Origin of the sequence: Dyadobacter sp. CY347 (assembly GCF_021502655.1) — a bacterium.
In the GTDB taxonomy this organism is placed as follows: domain Bacteria; phylum Bacteroidota; class Bacteroidia; order Cytophagales; family Spirosomataceae; genus Dyadobacter.
The window spans coordinates 143,344-158,671 of the sequence record NZ_JAKFFT010000007.1; the positions used below are offsets into that span (position 1 = coordinate 143,344).

The window sequence follows — 15,328 nt, forward strand, 5'->3', positions numbered from 1 at the left end:
ATCTTGCCAGTAAGCCGCGTAGCGGCGATAGATATCTTGGCCCCAGGATTTATCCTGGGGATCTTAAAAAGAAGAAAGGGAGATGCTCGATCGAGCATCTCCCTTTCTTATGTATTAAAAAACAAAGATCTTAAAAATGCCGCTCTCCAATCTCTCTTTTTCCCAGCATTACTGCACCCACCATCGCTACTAAAAGCAGGATTGAAACCAGCTCAAAAGGAAGCAAATAATCACGGAACAGCAAGTGTCCCAGGTTTTCAATCATCCCGATTTGAGAGTCAAATTGCTGCGGATCAAATGCAGGGATAATGCTTTTGCGGTAAGCGCCAAACAAGATCACAAATACAGTTCCGCCGACAATAGTGGCCGCAATTTTGGTCAGATTGGTTTTTGATTCCTCATTATCCTGCTTCATATTCAAGAACATGATCACAAAGAGGAAAAGAACCATAATAGCACCCGCGTAAACGATAATGTTAACCGCTGCCAGAAACTGCGCATTCAACAAAATATAATGTCCTGAAAGTGTAAAGAATGTCAGGATCAGATAAAGGACACTGTGGATCGGGTTGCGTGAAACAACCACCATTACTGCGCTGAGGACAGTCAGGAACGATAGGAAATAGAAAAACGAAATAGCTGAATTCATAAAATTAAATAGCTGATATGCTCAATGAATGTGTTCAGGGAATGGCTCTCGGAACAACATTGGTAACTTCACCGCTGGCCCTTTTCAGATCCAGTGCGCGGGCTTCTTCCTTGGTCCAGGCTTCGCGGGTATATCTGTTGTTCATGTCTTCCACCAAAAGATCCTTTCCCCAAATCACCTGATCACGTTCCGCAAACACAGGAACGAACTCGTCGTGACGTAAGTAAACGGCTTGTTTTGGGCAGGCTTCTTCACAAAGTCCGCAGAAAATGCATCTGAGCATGTTCACTTCGTAAACTGCCGCATATTTCTCTTCGCGATAAAGCGTTTCTTCGCCTTTTTCCCGCTCAGCCGCTACAATCTGGATCGCTTCTGCCGGACAAGCAACGGCGCATAAACCGCAAGCGGTGCAGCGTTCCCGACCATCTTCGTCCCTTTTGAGAATGTGTCTTCCACGGAAAACAGGGCCTAGATAACGCTTAACCTCCGGATATTGAATGGTTACTTTTTTCGCAAAAAAGTGCTTAATGGTGATCGCTAAACCCGTTGCAATAGCAGGCAAGTAGGCGCGTTCCATCAGCGTCATTTCTTTATTGCTTACTTGCTTAGAGCGATTTGTCAGTTGCATGGCAATGTGTTTTATTAATTCAACCACGCGGTTACCAGCGGCTTAAGGAAAAGCACGGCAGCACCGGTGATTATAATATTAAAGATAGCAAGCGGGATCAGTTTTTTCCAGCCCAGGTTCATCAGCTGATCATAACGGAACCTTGGAATTGTCCAACGTACCCACATGTAAAAGAAGATGAAGAACAATGCTTTTCCGAAAAATACCGCCGTTCCGATCAACGTGGCAGCATTATGCCCGGTTTCGGTTCCGAAAGCCTGCGTAAGCTGCGAATAAACCCAGTCCATTCCGGGATAATTATATCCGCCAAAATACAGAACCGAGATAATGGCCGAAGAAATGAACATGTTAATGTATTCGGCAAACAAATAAAAGCCGAGTTTCATACTTCCATACTCGGTGTGATAACCGCCTACAAGCTCAGTTTCGCACTCAGGAAGGTCGAAAGGCACACGGTTACACTCTGCGAATGAGCAGGTGATGAAAATAATAAAGCCTAATGGCTGGTAAAAAATATTCCAGTTTCCACCATGCTGCTGCGCCACGATCTCACCCAATGAAAGCGAGCTGCTCATCATCAGAATAGCAATCAGCGAAAGTCCCATGGCAACCTCATAACTAATGTTTTGCGAAGCCGCACGGATCGCGCCAAGCAGCGAAAATTTGTTATTGGACGCCCAGCCGCCGACCATAATGCCGTAAACGCCTAATGCCACAACACCAAAAACGTAAAGAATACCAATGTTTGATTCGACGCCTTGCAAAGCAACTTCATGACCATTGATCCGGAAAGTGCTACCAAAAGGAATAACCGCGCTGGCAAGCAAAGCCGTAAGCATCGCCAAACTTGGTCCTGCAATGAAAAGCCATTTGTTAGCAAGCGCAGGAATAAAATCTTCTTTGAAAAACATCTTACCCGCGTCAGCAAGCGGTTGTAACAGTCCGCCCGGTCCTGCGCGGTTAGGGCCCATCCTGTCCTGGATAAAGCCGGCAACTTTACGCTCGCCCCAGGTTGAGTACATGGCAATGACCAGCGTAAGAACAAAAACAACGAATATTGTTGCGGTTTTAATGAGAAACTCCGTTAAATCCATTTTTTGTAAACAAGGTTAAAAACAGGCTGTTATGCCGCTGAACTAGTTATTTTTTGCCAACAATGAGCGGTGATTTGCTTTGTCGTTGTTTTCAATGCTTTGGTGACGGATCGTTTCTTCGTCAGTCACAAACGGACGCGTATCATCAATTTTTTTGTAAGAACTGTCCGCCAGTTTTATGGCAAAATCAGGTGTCTTCACAAGATTGGCGCGGTATTTGTTGGCTGAAATGACAGAGCTGCGTTTCACTTTGGTAGGGCCTTCCAGCACCCAGTCGCTTGTTTTTTTCTTCTCAAAACGGCAGGTGTTGCAAATGAAGTCATTCACTTCTCCCCAGGTATTTTTGCGGGCTGTAACACGGATAATTTCATCGCCTCTGTACCAAACCGTCGTTTTACCGCAGCATTTGTCGCAATCGCGGTGCGCGTCTTCTGGTTTGGTAAACCATACACGGTTTTTGAAACGGAAAGTTTTGTCGGTAAGCGCTCCCACCGGGCACACGTCAATCACATTTCCTGAGAAATCATTATCGATCGCTTTTTCAATGTAAGTGCTGATTTCAGAAGCATCGCCGCGGTTCATTACACCGTGTACACGCTTGTTGGTAATCTGATCAGCCGTGTAAACGCAACGATAGCAAAGGATGCAGCGTGTCATGTGCAGCTGCACATATGGACCAATGTCTATTTTGTCAAAAGTCCTTCTGTCTTCCTCATAACGCGTTTTTACCGAGCCATGCTCAAATGCAAAATCCTGCAAATGACATTCGCCGGCCTGATCGCAAATAGGGCAGTCGAGCGGGTGATTGATCAGCAGGAATTCAACGATGCTTTTGCGCGTATCCAGCACGGCCTGATTTGTTGTATTTTCAACAACCATTCCTTCCTGGACCTGGGTGATGCAGGAGGGAACGAGCTTCGGCATTGGCCTCGGATCTTTTGCAGAACCTTGGGCCACACGCACCAGACATGCCCGACACTTACCGCCAGATGCAGTCAATGGCTTATAGAAACACATGGCAGGAGGCACGAGCGCAGCCTGACTTTCATCGGCTTCTGCAATCTTACGCGCAGCCTGCATAATCGTCGTTCCCGGTTCCACCTCGACTTCAATGCCGTCGAATGTAATTTTTACTAACTGAGGTTTGGTCTCTTCCATGCCAAAAATTATATCATTATGCTATTTGTCGGCCTCGTAAATGTCATACGGGCCCACGGTTGAGCTATATTTTAAAGTGTTTGTAAAATCAACATTGAGAATGTTAACGGGCACAATCCCTTTCAATGAAATTACATATTTAATATCCTTTCTCCTAACCATGCTCTTAAATTTGTCAAAGCGAAAGGTTCCGTTCAGATCTGCCAAATAAACAAGGTCCGGAAAAGGGATTAACGCATTGTTGACAAAAAAATGATTCAGAAAATATCCTTCCATGTGATTGCCGCCGCAAATATAAACCCACTCCTTCGGTTTCAAGTTTTTCTCTTTATATAAATATTCCGAGACATTACGCTCATCAATGTAAGCACGCTCAAAGCCGGAATGGATCACTGATTTGTATTTCATAAAAACAAACAGTGTGCAATGCATAAACGCCATTACCAGATACATCGGAACTGCCGCTCTCAGGAAGCCGCTGTCAAATCGATTCGCATTGATCGGATCACTGAAAAACAACGTGATCTGGACGACCGCCAGGAGCAAATAATCCTGATAATAGCCTACACCTGCGCCAATCTTAAAAGCGGTGGACGTTGAAAACAGAAAAACAAGGAAGCTGCAAAGGGTTATAAAAAGTTGAAAATCGGATGGCCGATAGTAAATGACATAAGCGCTTACCACTACATTGGCTATGATCAAAGGCGCAAATTGCAGAAGCCAATGTTGTAATGTCCAATCATAAAACCAGCCCCAGCTCGCTGAATTGGCAACACCGCCTATAATGTTGGTAAAAAATAATTCAATTGTGTTGATAGGAAGAATCAGCAGATATGCCCCAAAAACGGCTATTCCGAAGCCAGTCAGTATAAGCAAGGTTTTCCACTCCCGCCGAATGATCCAGAAAAGGCCGAGTGAAATGGAAAGAATAGCGCCGCTTTGCTTGACAAAAAATGCTGATACGGCGATGAATATGGCTATAAACCACCAAAGTCTGTTTTCCGTATCCTTTAATGCATTATAAACCGAAACGATAAAAAGAGAGGTTAACAGGATCAGCAAACTGTCTGGCCGGGATGTAGTCAGAAACCAGAAACTAAGAATGTGAAAGATATAGATGCTCGCCAGGAGCGCTGCAACGGGCTTTTTTGTAGCCCTATACAGAAAGATCCCTGCTGTGCTCACAGCTGCAAGCGTAAACATATTCGAAAACAGGCGGCTCGCCAGATACATTTTATGCACTTCCAAAGCCGACCAGTCTACGATTTTACAAAAAAATGCAACGATAGAAAAGTAAAGCGGCGTGTACTGAGAAAGCCGGAACGGAGCCGCCTCAGGGTCAAGATACAATGCATTACCGGACACCAGAAGCTGAATGGGTAAAATTGTGCTGCCTTCGCTCCCCGAAATGTCGGGATGGTAACTGATGGATGCCTGAAATTTGATAATTAGCAGTATGAATGCGCTGATCAGTCCAAAGATCAAGGCGATCATGAAGGACTTGTCTCTGATCCAAATCAGCGATTTATTGATTTCCATTATACTAATGCCATTTCGCCCTGATAAACTGCGCCGGGCTGCGATGCTTCGTGTGGATTGGTAATGTGCCACATGAATTCATCCCTGAAATGCCGGATCGCGCTGGCAACTGGCCAGGCAGCGGCGTCTCCCAATGGACAAATGGTGTTACCTTCTATTTTTTTGGATATATCAACCAGCAGATCAATGTCGTGCATACTTCCGTGGCCGTGTTCAATGCGGTGAAGCACTTTTTCCATCCAGCCTGTTCCTTCGCGGCAAGGGCTGCATTGTCCGCAAGATTCGTGGTGATAAAAACGGGAGAAATTCCAGGTGTTACGAACGATACAAGCTGTTTCATCAAAAACAATAAAACCACCTGAACCTAACATGGTTCCCGTCGCAAATCCACCGTCCGACAATGATTCATAGCTCATCAAACGATCTTCGCCATTGGCGGTTTTCATAATCAAATGAGCCGGCAAAATGGGAACAGAAGAACCTCCGGCAACCAATGCCTTCAAATGGTGCCCTTTTCTGACGCCACCGCAGTATTCGTCGGAATTCAGGAATTCTTCAACACTTACACCCAACTCTATTTCATAAACGCCGGGCTTGTTAATGTGTCCCGAAGCAGAAATAAGCTTCGTTCCCGTGCTGCGGCCTACGCCGATGGCTGCATACGCATCACCACCATTGTTAATGATCCACGGCATGTTGGAGATTGATTCCACATTATTCACCACAGTTGGACTTTGATATAAACCTTTTACCGCAGGGAATGGCGGTTTATTCCTTGGATTTCCTCTTTTTCCTTCAAGTGATTCCAAAAGTGCGGTTTCTTCGCCGCAAATGTAGGCGCCACCGCCCGGCTGAACGATCAGTTCAAGATCGTAACCGCTTCCCAATATATTTTTTCCAAGAAATCCCTTCGCTTTTGCTTCCTCAATGGCCTGCTCCAAAATCCGGATCACATACATTAACTCGCCGCGAACGTAGATAAACGACTTGTTCGCACCAAGGGCAAAGCTTGAAATGATCATTCCTTCGATCAGCAAATGCGGAATGCATTTCATCAAATGGTGGTCTTTGAATGTTCCGGGTTCGGACTCATCCGCATTACACACCAAATAACGGGGAACGCCTTCCGGCTTAGCCAAAAAGCCCCATTTCATGCCCATTGGAAAACCCGCACCGCCACGTCCGCGCACACCGGATTTTTTCGCTTCTTCCACAACCTCTTCCGGGGTCATGGTTTTTATTGCTTTTTCAACGGCCGTATATCCTCCCTTTTGACGATAAACGTCGAAGGTTTCGATGCCCGGTGTATTAATATGTTCCGTTAAGATTTTTATAGCCATTTGAGGATCAATTTCTGCTTACGCTATTTACTCAACTCTTCAATAATTTCATCCACTTTCTCATTTGTCAGGTTCATGTAATATTTCTCACGAATCTGAAAAACAGGTCCCCAGCCACATGCTGCCAGACATTCTACTTCTTTCAATGTGAAATTGCCGTCGACAGTTGTTTGTCCGGCGTCGATGCCCAGTTTTTGTTTCAAATAACCATAAACATCCTCTCCGCCCATCAGGCAGCATGGGCCAGTGCGGCAATATTCAATGACATGTTTCCCGACAGGATCCAGGTGATACATGGTGTAAAAAGTCGCAACTTCGTAAACCTCAACAGGTTCCAGGCTTAATAAGCTGGCAACATGGTCCATCACTTCGCTGCTTAACCAGCCCCATTGTTCTTGGGCTACGTGTAAAACAGGCAAAAGAGCCGATTTCTGACGGCCCTCAGGATAACGTGCTATGATCTCTTTTACTTTTTCCTGTCTTTCCGGTGTAAATGCAACCGGATTTAATGATTCAGTCATTTCTTGAATATTTTTAGGCGTCCAGCTCACCTGCAATTACATTCAGGCTACTCATGGTCAGGATTGCATCGGAAAGCGTGCTTCCTTTGCACATTTCGGGATATGCCTGGTAATAAATAAAGCTTGGTCTACGGAAATGCAGCCTGTAAGGAGCCCGGCCGCCATCGCTGATCAGGTAAAAGCCCAACTCGCCATTGCCGCCTTCCACTGCATGGTAAACTTCGCCGATAGGAGCATCAATTTCTCCCATGACAATTTTAAAATGATAAATAAGGGCTTCCATGCTCCTGTAAACCTCTTTTTTGGGAGGTAAGTAATATTCAGGCGCATCGGCATAATAAGGTCCTTCCGGAAGGTTATTAATGGCTTGTTCTATGATCTTCAGACTTTGCCACATTTCCTCATTCCGAACCATATAACGGTCATACGTGTCGCCATGCTGACCGACAGGAATATCAAACTCAAAATCTTCATAAGACGAATAAGGATTCATCACCCTTACATCATAATCCAGACCGGCTGCACGAAGATTAGGACCTGTGAAACCATAAGATAATGCGCGTTCCAAAGAGATACCACCTACATTAATGGTCCTGTCCATGAAAATCCTGTTGCGATTGAGCAGCTTTTCAAACTCTTTCAGAACAGGTGGGAAGGATTTTATAAACTCATGGATCTTGCGGATCGCCGTGGTAGAAAGATCTCTCTCCATTCCGCCCAAACGGCCCATATTGGTCGTCAGACGCGCACCGCAAACCTCTTCGTAGATTTCGTAAACTTCCTCACGTTTCTGCATTACGTAAAGGAAACCGGTAAAAGCACCCGTATCCACACCCAAAATACTGTTGCAAATCAGGTGATCCGTAATCCGTGCCAGTTCCATCATAATCACGCGAATGTATTGCGCTCTTTTGGGAACTTCTACGCTCAGTAGTTTTTCAACCGTCATATGCCATCCCAGATTGTTGATCGGGGAGGAGCAGTAGTTCATACGGTCTGTAAGGGTTGTGATCTGGTAAAATGGCCTTCTTTCAGCAATTTTCTCAAATGCACGGTGTATATATCCAATGGTCTGTTCGCCGGAAACGATTTTTTCCCCATCCATTTTCAGGATATTCTGGAAAATACCATGCGTTGCAGGGTGAGTAGGACCGAGGTTAAGCGTGGTCAGTTCTTCAACCAGCTCAGGTAGATCGGCGTTTGCGGGAACATTATGTGGTAATAATTCAATATCTGCCATATCTTACTCAGTATAGGGTCATCGGCCAAAAAGGGCATCTGTTTTGTCTTCGCGCGTTGCATCTTCCATCGGAAACTCCCGTCTCATCGGGAAGTAATCCATCTCCTCAATGTTCAGAATGCGCTTCAAATTGGGGTGTCCGTCAAACATGATCCCAAAAAAATCGTAAGTCTCGCGTTCCATCCAGTTGGCGGAAGCAAATAAGCCCGTTGCCGTCGGAATGTGAATGTCCGCTTCGGCAATGCTCACCTTGATGCGAACACGGAAATTGTGCACGAAACTGTGCATATGATACACAACCATAAACTCCTTTCCTGCATTATCAGGATAGTGGATGCCGGTAATATCTGTTAAAAAGATAAACTGGTAAGTTTTATGCTTGTGCAAAAATTCTAAAAGCGGGATAATTTCCTCACGAGAGGTTGAAAGCGTCAGCAATCCGTAAGGTTCTTCAAAGTCAAAAACCTGATCACCAAATTTTTCCAAAAGCGCTTCGGCTACCTCCTGGTTACTTAGCATAGGGGATTATTGAATATTATATGATGCTAATAATTCAGAATACTCGTCGGTGTTCCTGCGACGAAGTTTCTCATTCTGCGCCAGATGCTGAATGTGCATCAGGCCGTCGATGATCTGCTCCGGACGTGGCGGACAGCCGGGCACATACACGTCTACCGGAATGATACGGTCAATTCCCTGCAGAACGCTGTAAGTGTCAAAAATTCCGCCGCTTGAAGCGCACGCACCAACTGCCATAACCCAACGGGGCTCAGACATTTGCAAATAAACCTGCTTTACAACGGGCGCCATTTTCTTGGCGATCGTTCCCATAACCATCAGCAAATCGGCCTGGCGGGGCGAAAAACTTGGTCTTTCGGATCCGAAACGGGATATATCGTAATGTGCTCCCATTGTTGCCATGAATTCAATTCCACAGCAAGAGGTTGCAAAAGGAAGTGGCCAGAGCGAATAACTTCTCGCCAACCCTATGGCTTCATCAAATGAAGTTGCAAAAAAACCAGATCCGCTATGTCCTTGCGGAGCCTCCACAATCGTTACTTCTTTCATAATTTCTCTGTTATCCAAGTTTGTTGATTACTCTTCCCAGTTCAAAACTCCTTTGCGGATCACATAGTAAAACCCGGAAAGAAGCAATGCCATGAATAATAACATTTCTACAAACCCAAACATTCCTAAATCCTTAAAATTAACTGCCCAGGGATACATAAATATCACCTCAACATCAAAAAGGACGAATAGGATGGCAACAAGAAAATATTTTACGGATATCGGCGTGCGCGCATCGCCCACGGATTCAATACCACATTCAAACGGATCGTCTTTTAACTTGCTCTTCCTGCTTGGGCCAATTAGGTGCGTTACAATCATTGTGCCACCAATAAAGCCGGCAGCGAGGATGAATTGAACCAATATCGGCAGGTAATCAGAAGGGAAATATGAATTGTTCATTGAGTCAGTTATTCAGTTACTATCTACGAAATCAACGTGAAAATGTTGTCAGCGGTGACTTTCTTTCTGGTTTCTCAAAATTAGCCTTTGCAAATTTATCAATCAAATTCTTTACTTTATCTTTTGCCTAATTAGTATGATACTAAATAAGCCCCGGATGGCCGGGGCTTATGAACAAAAAAAATGATGATTGAAGCTTATCGGATCACAATCTGCTTCGTAAGGCTCTGACCTTCGCCGGTTACCCGGATAATATATTTTCCCGTCGGCAGATATCTGATGTCTATTTCAACGCGGCTATCCAGCAGCCTTGGTGTTGTCGTTCTGATAACCCTTCCATAAATGTCGAAGATCGTTACCGCCGCATCGCGAATGTTATCTCTCGACTCGATGTATACGAAATTACCCTCGCTTGGGTTCGGGTAAATAACAACTTCATTTTGCTCATTGGTCTTGAACTCGCGGGTCGCTGTATCGGAATAACAAGTCAGCAAATCATCGCCAAGTTGAAATACAACCTGCGCTCTCGTCGAGTACTCACCTGTTTTCAGGATTTTGATCAGGTTAGCTGTCGTATCCGACTCTATTCCAGGTCTGCGCCAAATGAATTTTGCATCCAGATCCTCAGTTATGCTGGCCATAATGCTGAACGGGCCTGACGGTTCAATAACCGGTTTGGAAATTTCGGGTCTGATGATCAGCGAAGAAACAGCAGAATTCTCAGAAACGCAGCCAAAAATATTCCTGCCCTTCACATAGTAATTACCGCTTTCCGCAATCTGCGCAGTTGCTCCCGTCGCTATCACGTCGTTCGATCCTTGCTTATACCAGCTGTAAATGTCCGTGCCGTCGGCAACGGAGAATTGAAAAGCAGAATCAAAACAAGCCTGTTGATCGCCTTGTTGCTGAATGGTTGGCTGATTTGGTTTTGCGCCGTTATCCAGCACAACGACCGAAGTCAAGATAGAATTTCCTGCATTGTCCTTCACCGTGGCGCGGTAAGTGCCGGCGTCAGAAACCGTAATGGAGTTTCCGGTAGCGCCGTTGTTCCACAAGTAGGAAGCAAAACCGGTCGGCAAAGTGATGGTAACAGCATTATTCTCCGTCACACAAGCTGCCTCGATATCAGGGATCGGTGCAGGATTCGTAGGCGTTGCTGTGGAGAAAAAGTTTGCGTCAAGGCTCTCATTCCAGGCATTCGCCAGAATTGTAAGGGCCTGGTTAGTGCCTTCAAAATCCGTTATGTCCTTTCCAACAAAGTGCGTATTATCGCCGCGATTCGGAACCAAAGGATCGGTCTCGGGTCCGGGATAGGTAGGATTAAACCTTGTATCTAAAACGGCATTCTGGGCAGCAATGATCTCAGGATTTAATGAAGACGGGATTTTATCCCCGGCAGATGTTCTGGAAGTCCTTGCAATTACCCAGGTAATCCGCTTATCTCCCGTTTCAGCCCCTAATCTGTTCATAATGAACTGAAGATCGTCCCGGTAAGAGGCAGCAGGAGTTTTAAATAATGCATCTGTTTCTCCCTGCATCCACAACACCGCCCTGAGGCCATATTGGTTACCGTAATTTCTAGCGGCGATCCTCAGATTGGCAAATGGCATTTCAGGAGGATATACGAAGCCGCCGTATTTATTTTTTGTGGTCAGGCCTTTTGCGCTGCTCGCCCAGTTCTCAATGGAAGTGCCTTCCCAGGCCGCATTGATGAACAATACAGGAACATTTAATTTTGCAACCAATAAATCACCCAATACACCCCAGCACCATGCCGACTGGCCTCTCGGAGACATAATTCCAAGATCTCTTGATATTTTAGAGAATGCCGGCGGAACAGGGTCCGTTAAGCGATCGACGTCATCATTATTGTAGTTGGAAACATACATTACACGATCATCCTGAGCCGAAGGTCCTGGATACTTCTTTAACCCCTGCGCATTGGACTGTCCTGCGATAATAAAAACTTCGCCAACACCCAGCCTGGAAAGAATGTCCCTGCCAACGACCTTTCCGTCTGAAAGTCCGCGGACTTCGAGAGAATACCAGCCGCCTGTTAATGTGATATCACCTTTAAAAACGCCGCCCTTAGGAGCCTCCTGCAAAGATTTCCAAGGTGTTTCAAAGCCCTGACCCTGTACCACAGGCACCGCGCGGGCTTCAATTTTGTCCATCGGGACAGTAAATGTTCCCGTAACGGTTATTTCTCTCTGTCCCCTGATATTTTGCTGATATACAGCCTGGAAAGCTGGTGAAGTGATTCGGATTTGCGAGAAAGCAGTTGAAGATATAATACTGATTAACAGCAATGCCTTTGCCACAACCGGGAGAATAATTCTATAACGCATTGGAATTCTTAAACAGGGTAAAAATTTGTATATCTGACAGATGTTGGATTTTCGACATGGGCGTGTGCGCATCACAAAACGGTCACAAATGTAAATGATTATTTTTGCTAAAATATCACTATTCCGTTTTTTTGATTACATCACAGGTGCTATGACCGTTTACTGAACAATAATCAGCTTTTGGGATGCCGTAAACGCCACCGAAACGATCCGTACCACATACAAACCACTTGATAAGCCCTGGATATTAAAGAATTGCTGACTGTCAAATCTGTTCACCCGGAAGGTTCGGTGGATAACCCCGCGGCTGTCAATGATCTGTACTTCCGCGTTATTCAAGTTTTGTAATGTTTCAATAGTGATCTTACCGTCAACAACCGGGTTTGGATAAGTAACAAAACCTGGATTCTGGGTATCAGCAATGAAGTTGAATGGATCAGAGAAATCTGAAAAACAAGTTAACGTCGGGCTGTAAACCACTGTATTGTTCACTACATAACTTCCCGACCGGATCGCTTTCAATGTCGTTCCATTCTCGGTCAGCTCCTGCCCGTTGAGCTTCCAGACGTGATCTCCTGAATTTAAATTATTTTCTGCCAGCAATGTAAACACCCCGATTTGTTTGATCGTCGGCCGGGTTGGCGTAGGCTTTACATCCACTTTGATGAATCTCGAAAATGGTGAATAACAGCCCTTTTCATCCCGCACCCTCGCTGCGTAGTTACCCGATGTATCTGCCTGAATGCTTTCACCTTCTTCCAGGGTGCTCCAAAAAAATGTATTTCCCAATGTTGCTTTCAGTACAACGAAGTCACCATCACAGAAAGTCGTGTCGCCTTCCGCAGCGACATTGGGTGCTGGCGGCAGGGCAAGCGTCTCTGTGGTAATCTGGTTACTAGGGTCAGAAAAGCATTGGAATTCGTTGATCGTCTGCACGGAGAATGTTCCTGGCGTGGTAACTTTTAATGATTGAGTCGAAGCGCCATTGCTCCAAAGGAACGCAGCGGCTGCCGAAGATTGCAGATTAACGCTCAGATCGGCACAGAAAACCGTCGGGCCATCAGCGCGGATCGTGGGTGTTTCGGGAAGGACATTCGCAACAACCCTTACAACCGGCGAAACAGGAGATACACATCCGTTTTCATCCTTGGCAGCAATTGTAAAATTACCGGAATTGCGAATCTCGATTTCTCTGCCGGTTTCGCCATTGCTCCATTGGTAAGAAAATGCTTCACTGCTTCTTAATGTCGTATAATCACGAAGGCAGAATGTTGTTGGGCGCAATGCGGTAATGGCCGGTGTTGCCGGAAGCGCATTTACTCTCACAGCTATCTCGTCCGAAGTCGCTTCACAGCCATTTGAATCGCGTTGTTTCAGCGAGAATGTGCCTGAGGTTGTAACTGTTATTGCTTTTGAAGTAGCTGCCGTGTTCCATATATTTCCACTATCGTAGTTGGAAGTCATGGTCACGTTCTCACCCTGGCAGAAAGTAGTGTTCCCGCTTAATGCCACCACAGGTTTTTGTGGTAATGCATTAACCTTCACATTAACAGGATCGGAATCAGGTGAGTAGCATCCGACATTATCCACTGCTCTTACCTTGTATTCACCAGAAGACTTCACGACGATGGTTGCCGTGTTGCCGCCGTTTGACCAGGCGTTTGTCAATTGTGAGTCGGAGGTAAGGCTTACTTCTCCGCCATCACAAAATTCAAGAACGCCCGAAGCAGCGATTTTTGGCTTTGGTGGCAAAGGTGCGGTAGAAACCGTCATTGTGATTTTATCTGACGTTGACTCACAACCATACACGTTCCTGGTAGTTACTGAATATTCGCCACCCGTAGTGATGCCTATCCGGTCGCTCGTGGACCCGTTGCTCCATCGCACGTTTTCGGAAATGCTTGATATCAATGTTGCAGTGTTACCCAAGCAAACCGGGTTGCTTCCTTCAAGCTGAATCGTTGGTCTATTGGGTTGAATGTTTTCGTTAACCCTGATATCCGGGGAGAAGATATAACGACCTTTTCCATCACGTGCGCTAACCTGATAAGTGCCGTTTCCAACTTGTGCTGTATTGGAATTTGACCCATTGCTCCAGTTAAACTGTGAGAGGCCATCATTATCGGCAGTTAAGTTCAGATTACCATTTCCAGCACATGCAGCTGTGACTTTCAATGGTCTCACGCCCTGATAGGGATTAGAATTGGCAAAGAAATTATCATTCAGTTGCTGTGCCCATGCATCGCTCAGCTGCCTGATGCCATCATCTCTGAAATGGACCCCTTCGCCGTCTATACGGGGAATTTGGATCACATCGGTATTTGGTCCCTGAAAAACGTTCGGAACATTATTAATAACCTGTTGCTGTCCATTCGTTACGTTCGACGATGGTCCTAGCCGGTTGTCGTAAGAAGTAATGGAAACAATCCAGGAAATATTTTCGCCTGCATCATTTCTGCTCGTTTCGATAACCGTCTTTAAATCATTGAAATACGCCTCAGAGCTTATGGGTCTGACATGATCAGACTCCCCTTGCTGCCAGATAATGCCCCGTAACCCGGTAATCGGTGTTAGGCGTTGAATCACATTACGCATATTTCCGTAAGGCATTCCGAATGGCTGGAAGTTCACCGGTGCGTACACAGATTGCGTTTCACCATTGATACTTTCTTTCCAGTTTCTGATCGCGGTCCCTGTCCAGGCAACATTGTAAAACAATACCGGGACGCCAAGCTTGTTAACGAGCTGATCGCCAAGCCTTCCCCAGCTCCATGCAGAGTTTCCTCTTGGTGATATCTTTGTCTCTCCATCCAGGTGGCTAAAAGACGGGTGTATGTCGTAAGTTTGTGGGAAAGACTCGTTGTAAAGCTTATTAATAGTGCTTACACGGTCATCCTGCGCACCTTGTGCGCCCACATCTTTAAAACCTTCCGCATTGGATTGTCCGGCGATGATAAATACTTCCCCTATGCCAACATGGTCTATCCGCGCATCTCCTATGTGCTGATCTCCGTTGTAAGCACGCACCTGGAGTGAATACCAGCCGCCATCTGTACTAAGGCTCCCGGTGTAAAAGCCACCGCCAATATCAAGATCTTTCCATTCAGTATTGCGGCCCTGGCCGTTAATAGCTTCCAGCCTCGCTTCAATTCTTGTAGTGATTTTTGTGTAAGTGCCTGAAATGTAAATGTTAGCGCGATTGCCCTTATCCCGTTGAAATACTGCACGGTCCGTAGGAAAATCAATGCTTACTTGCGCGGAAGAGGTGAACGAAAACAAGATTAATCCTACCCAGAACAAGTATGGTAGATAGTGCTTCATGAGGAATAAAAATTCATTAG

General features: G+C 45.6%; 13 protein-coding genes. All 13 read right to left on the reverse strand.

Annotation, left to right across the window (positions count from 1 at the left end):
* Positions 1 to 130 precede the first annotated feature (130 nt).
* A complete protein-coding gene (locus L0659_RS16370) occupies positions 131 to 649 on the reverse strand; it encodes an NADH-quinone oxidoreductase subunit J (protein ID WP_235127696.1) in 519 nt (172 codons plus the stop codon).
* Between the two features lie 34 nt (positions 650 to 683).
* Positions 684 to 1,277, reverse strand: a complete 594-nt coding sequence (locus tag L0659_RS16375) for an NADH-quinone oxidoreductase subunit I (RefSeq protein ID WP_235127697.1) — start codon at positions 1,275 to 1,277, stop codon at positions 684 to 686.
* A 14-nt stretch (positions 1,278 to 1,291) separates the two neighbouring features.
* Complete coding sequence (gene nuoH / locus L0659_RS16380) at positions 1,292 to 2,371, reverse strand: NADH-quinone oxidoreductase subunit NuoH (RefSeq protein WP_235127698.1); 1,080 nt, start codon at positions 2,369 to 2,371, stop codon at positions 1,292 to 1,294.
* A gap of 42 nt (positions 2,372 to 2,413) precedes the next feature.
* Positions 2,414 to 3,529 carry a 2Fe-2S iron-sulfur cluster-binding protein gene (locus L0659_RS16385; protein WP_235127699.1) on the reverse strand — a complete coding sequence of 372 codons (1,116 nt, stop codon included), beginning with the start codon at positions 3,527 to 3,529 and terminating at the stop codon, positions 2,414 to 2,416.
* Between the two features lie 21 nt (positions 3,530 to 3,550).
* Positions 3,551 to 5,068: a hypothetical protein gene (locus L0659_RS16390; protein ID WP_235127700.1), complete on the reverse strand. Its 1,518-nt coding sequence runs from the start codon at positions 5,066 to 5,068 to the stop codon at positions 3,551 to 3,553.
* Positions 5,068 to 6,408: an NADH-quinone oxidoreductase subunit NuoF gene (gene nuoF / locus L0659_RS16395; protein WP_235127701.1), complete on the reverse strand. Its 1,341-nt coding sequence runs from the start codon at positions 6,406 to 6,408 to the stop codon at positions 5,068 to 5,070. Before nuoF ends, L0659_RS16390 begins: the two co-directional genes overlap by 1 nt.
* A gap of 23 nt (positions 6,409 to 6,431) precedes the next feature.
* Positions 6,432 to 6,929 carry an NADH-quinone oxidoreductase subunit NuoE gene (nuoE, locus tag L0659_RS16400; RefSeq protein WP_235127702.1) on the reverse strand — a complete coding sequence of 166 codons (498 nt, stop codon included), beginning with the start codon at positions 6,927 to 6,929 and terminating at the stop codon, positions 6,432 to 6,434.
* A gap of 13 nt (positions 6,930 to 6,942) precedes the next feature.
* A complete protein-coding gene (gene nuoD, locus L0659_RS16405) occupies positions 6,943 to 8,169 on the reverse strand; it encodes an NADH dehydrogenase (quinone) subunit D (protein WP_235127703.1) in 1,227 nt (408 codons plus the stop codon).
* A gap of 18 nt (positions 8,170 to 8,187) precedes the next feature.
* A complete protein-coding gene (locus L0659_RS16410; protein WP_235127704.1) occupies positions 8,188 to 8,688 on the reverse strand; it encodes an NADH-quinone oxidoreductase subunit C in 501 nt (166 codons plus the stop codon).
* Positions 8,689 to 8,694: 6 nt separating this feature from the next.
* Entirely contained in the window at positions 8,695 to 9,237 is a 543-nt protein-coding gene (locus L0659_RS16415; RefSeq protein WP_233794856.1) for an NADH-quinone oxidoreductase subunit B, read from the reverse strand.
* Positions 9,238 to 9,264: 27 nt separating this feature from the next.
* Positions 9,265 to 9,639: an NADH-quinone oxidoreductase subunit A gene (locus tag L0659_RS16420; protein ID WP_235127705.1), complete on the reverse strand. Its 375-nt coding sequence runs from the start codon at positions 9,637 to 9,639 to the stop codon at positions 9,265 to 9,267.
* 197 nt (positions 9,640 to 9,836) lie between these two features.
* Positions 9,837 to 11,987 carry a sialate O-acetylesterase gene (locus L0659_RS16425; protein WP_235127706.1) on the reverse strand — a complete coding sequence of 717 codons (2,151 nt, stop codon included), beginning with the start codon at positions 11,985 to 11,987 and terminating at the stop codon, positions 9,837 to 9,839.
* Positions 11,988 to 12,146: 159 nt separating this feature from the next.
* Positions 12,147 to 15,308, reverse strand: a complete 3,162-nt coding sequence (locus L0659_RS16430) for a sialate O-acetylesterase (RefSeq protein ID WP_235127707.1) — start codon at positions 15,306 to 15,308, stop codon at positions 12,147 to 12,149.
* Positions 15,309 to 15,328 lie beyond the last annotated feature (20 nt).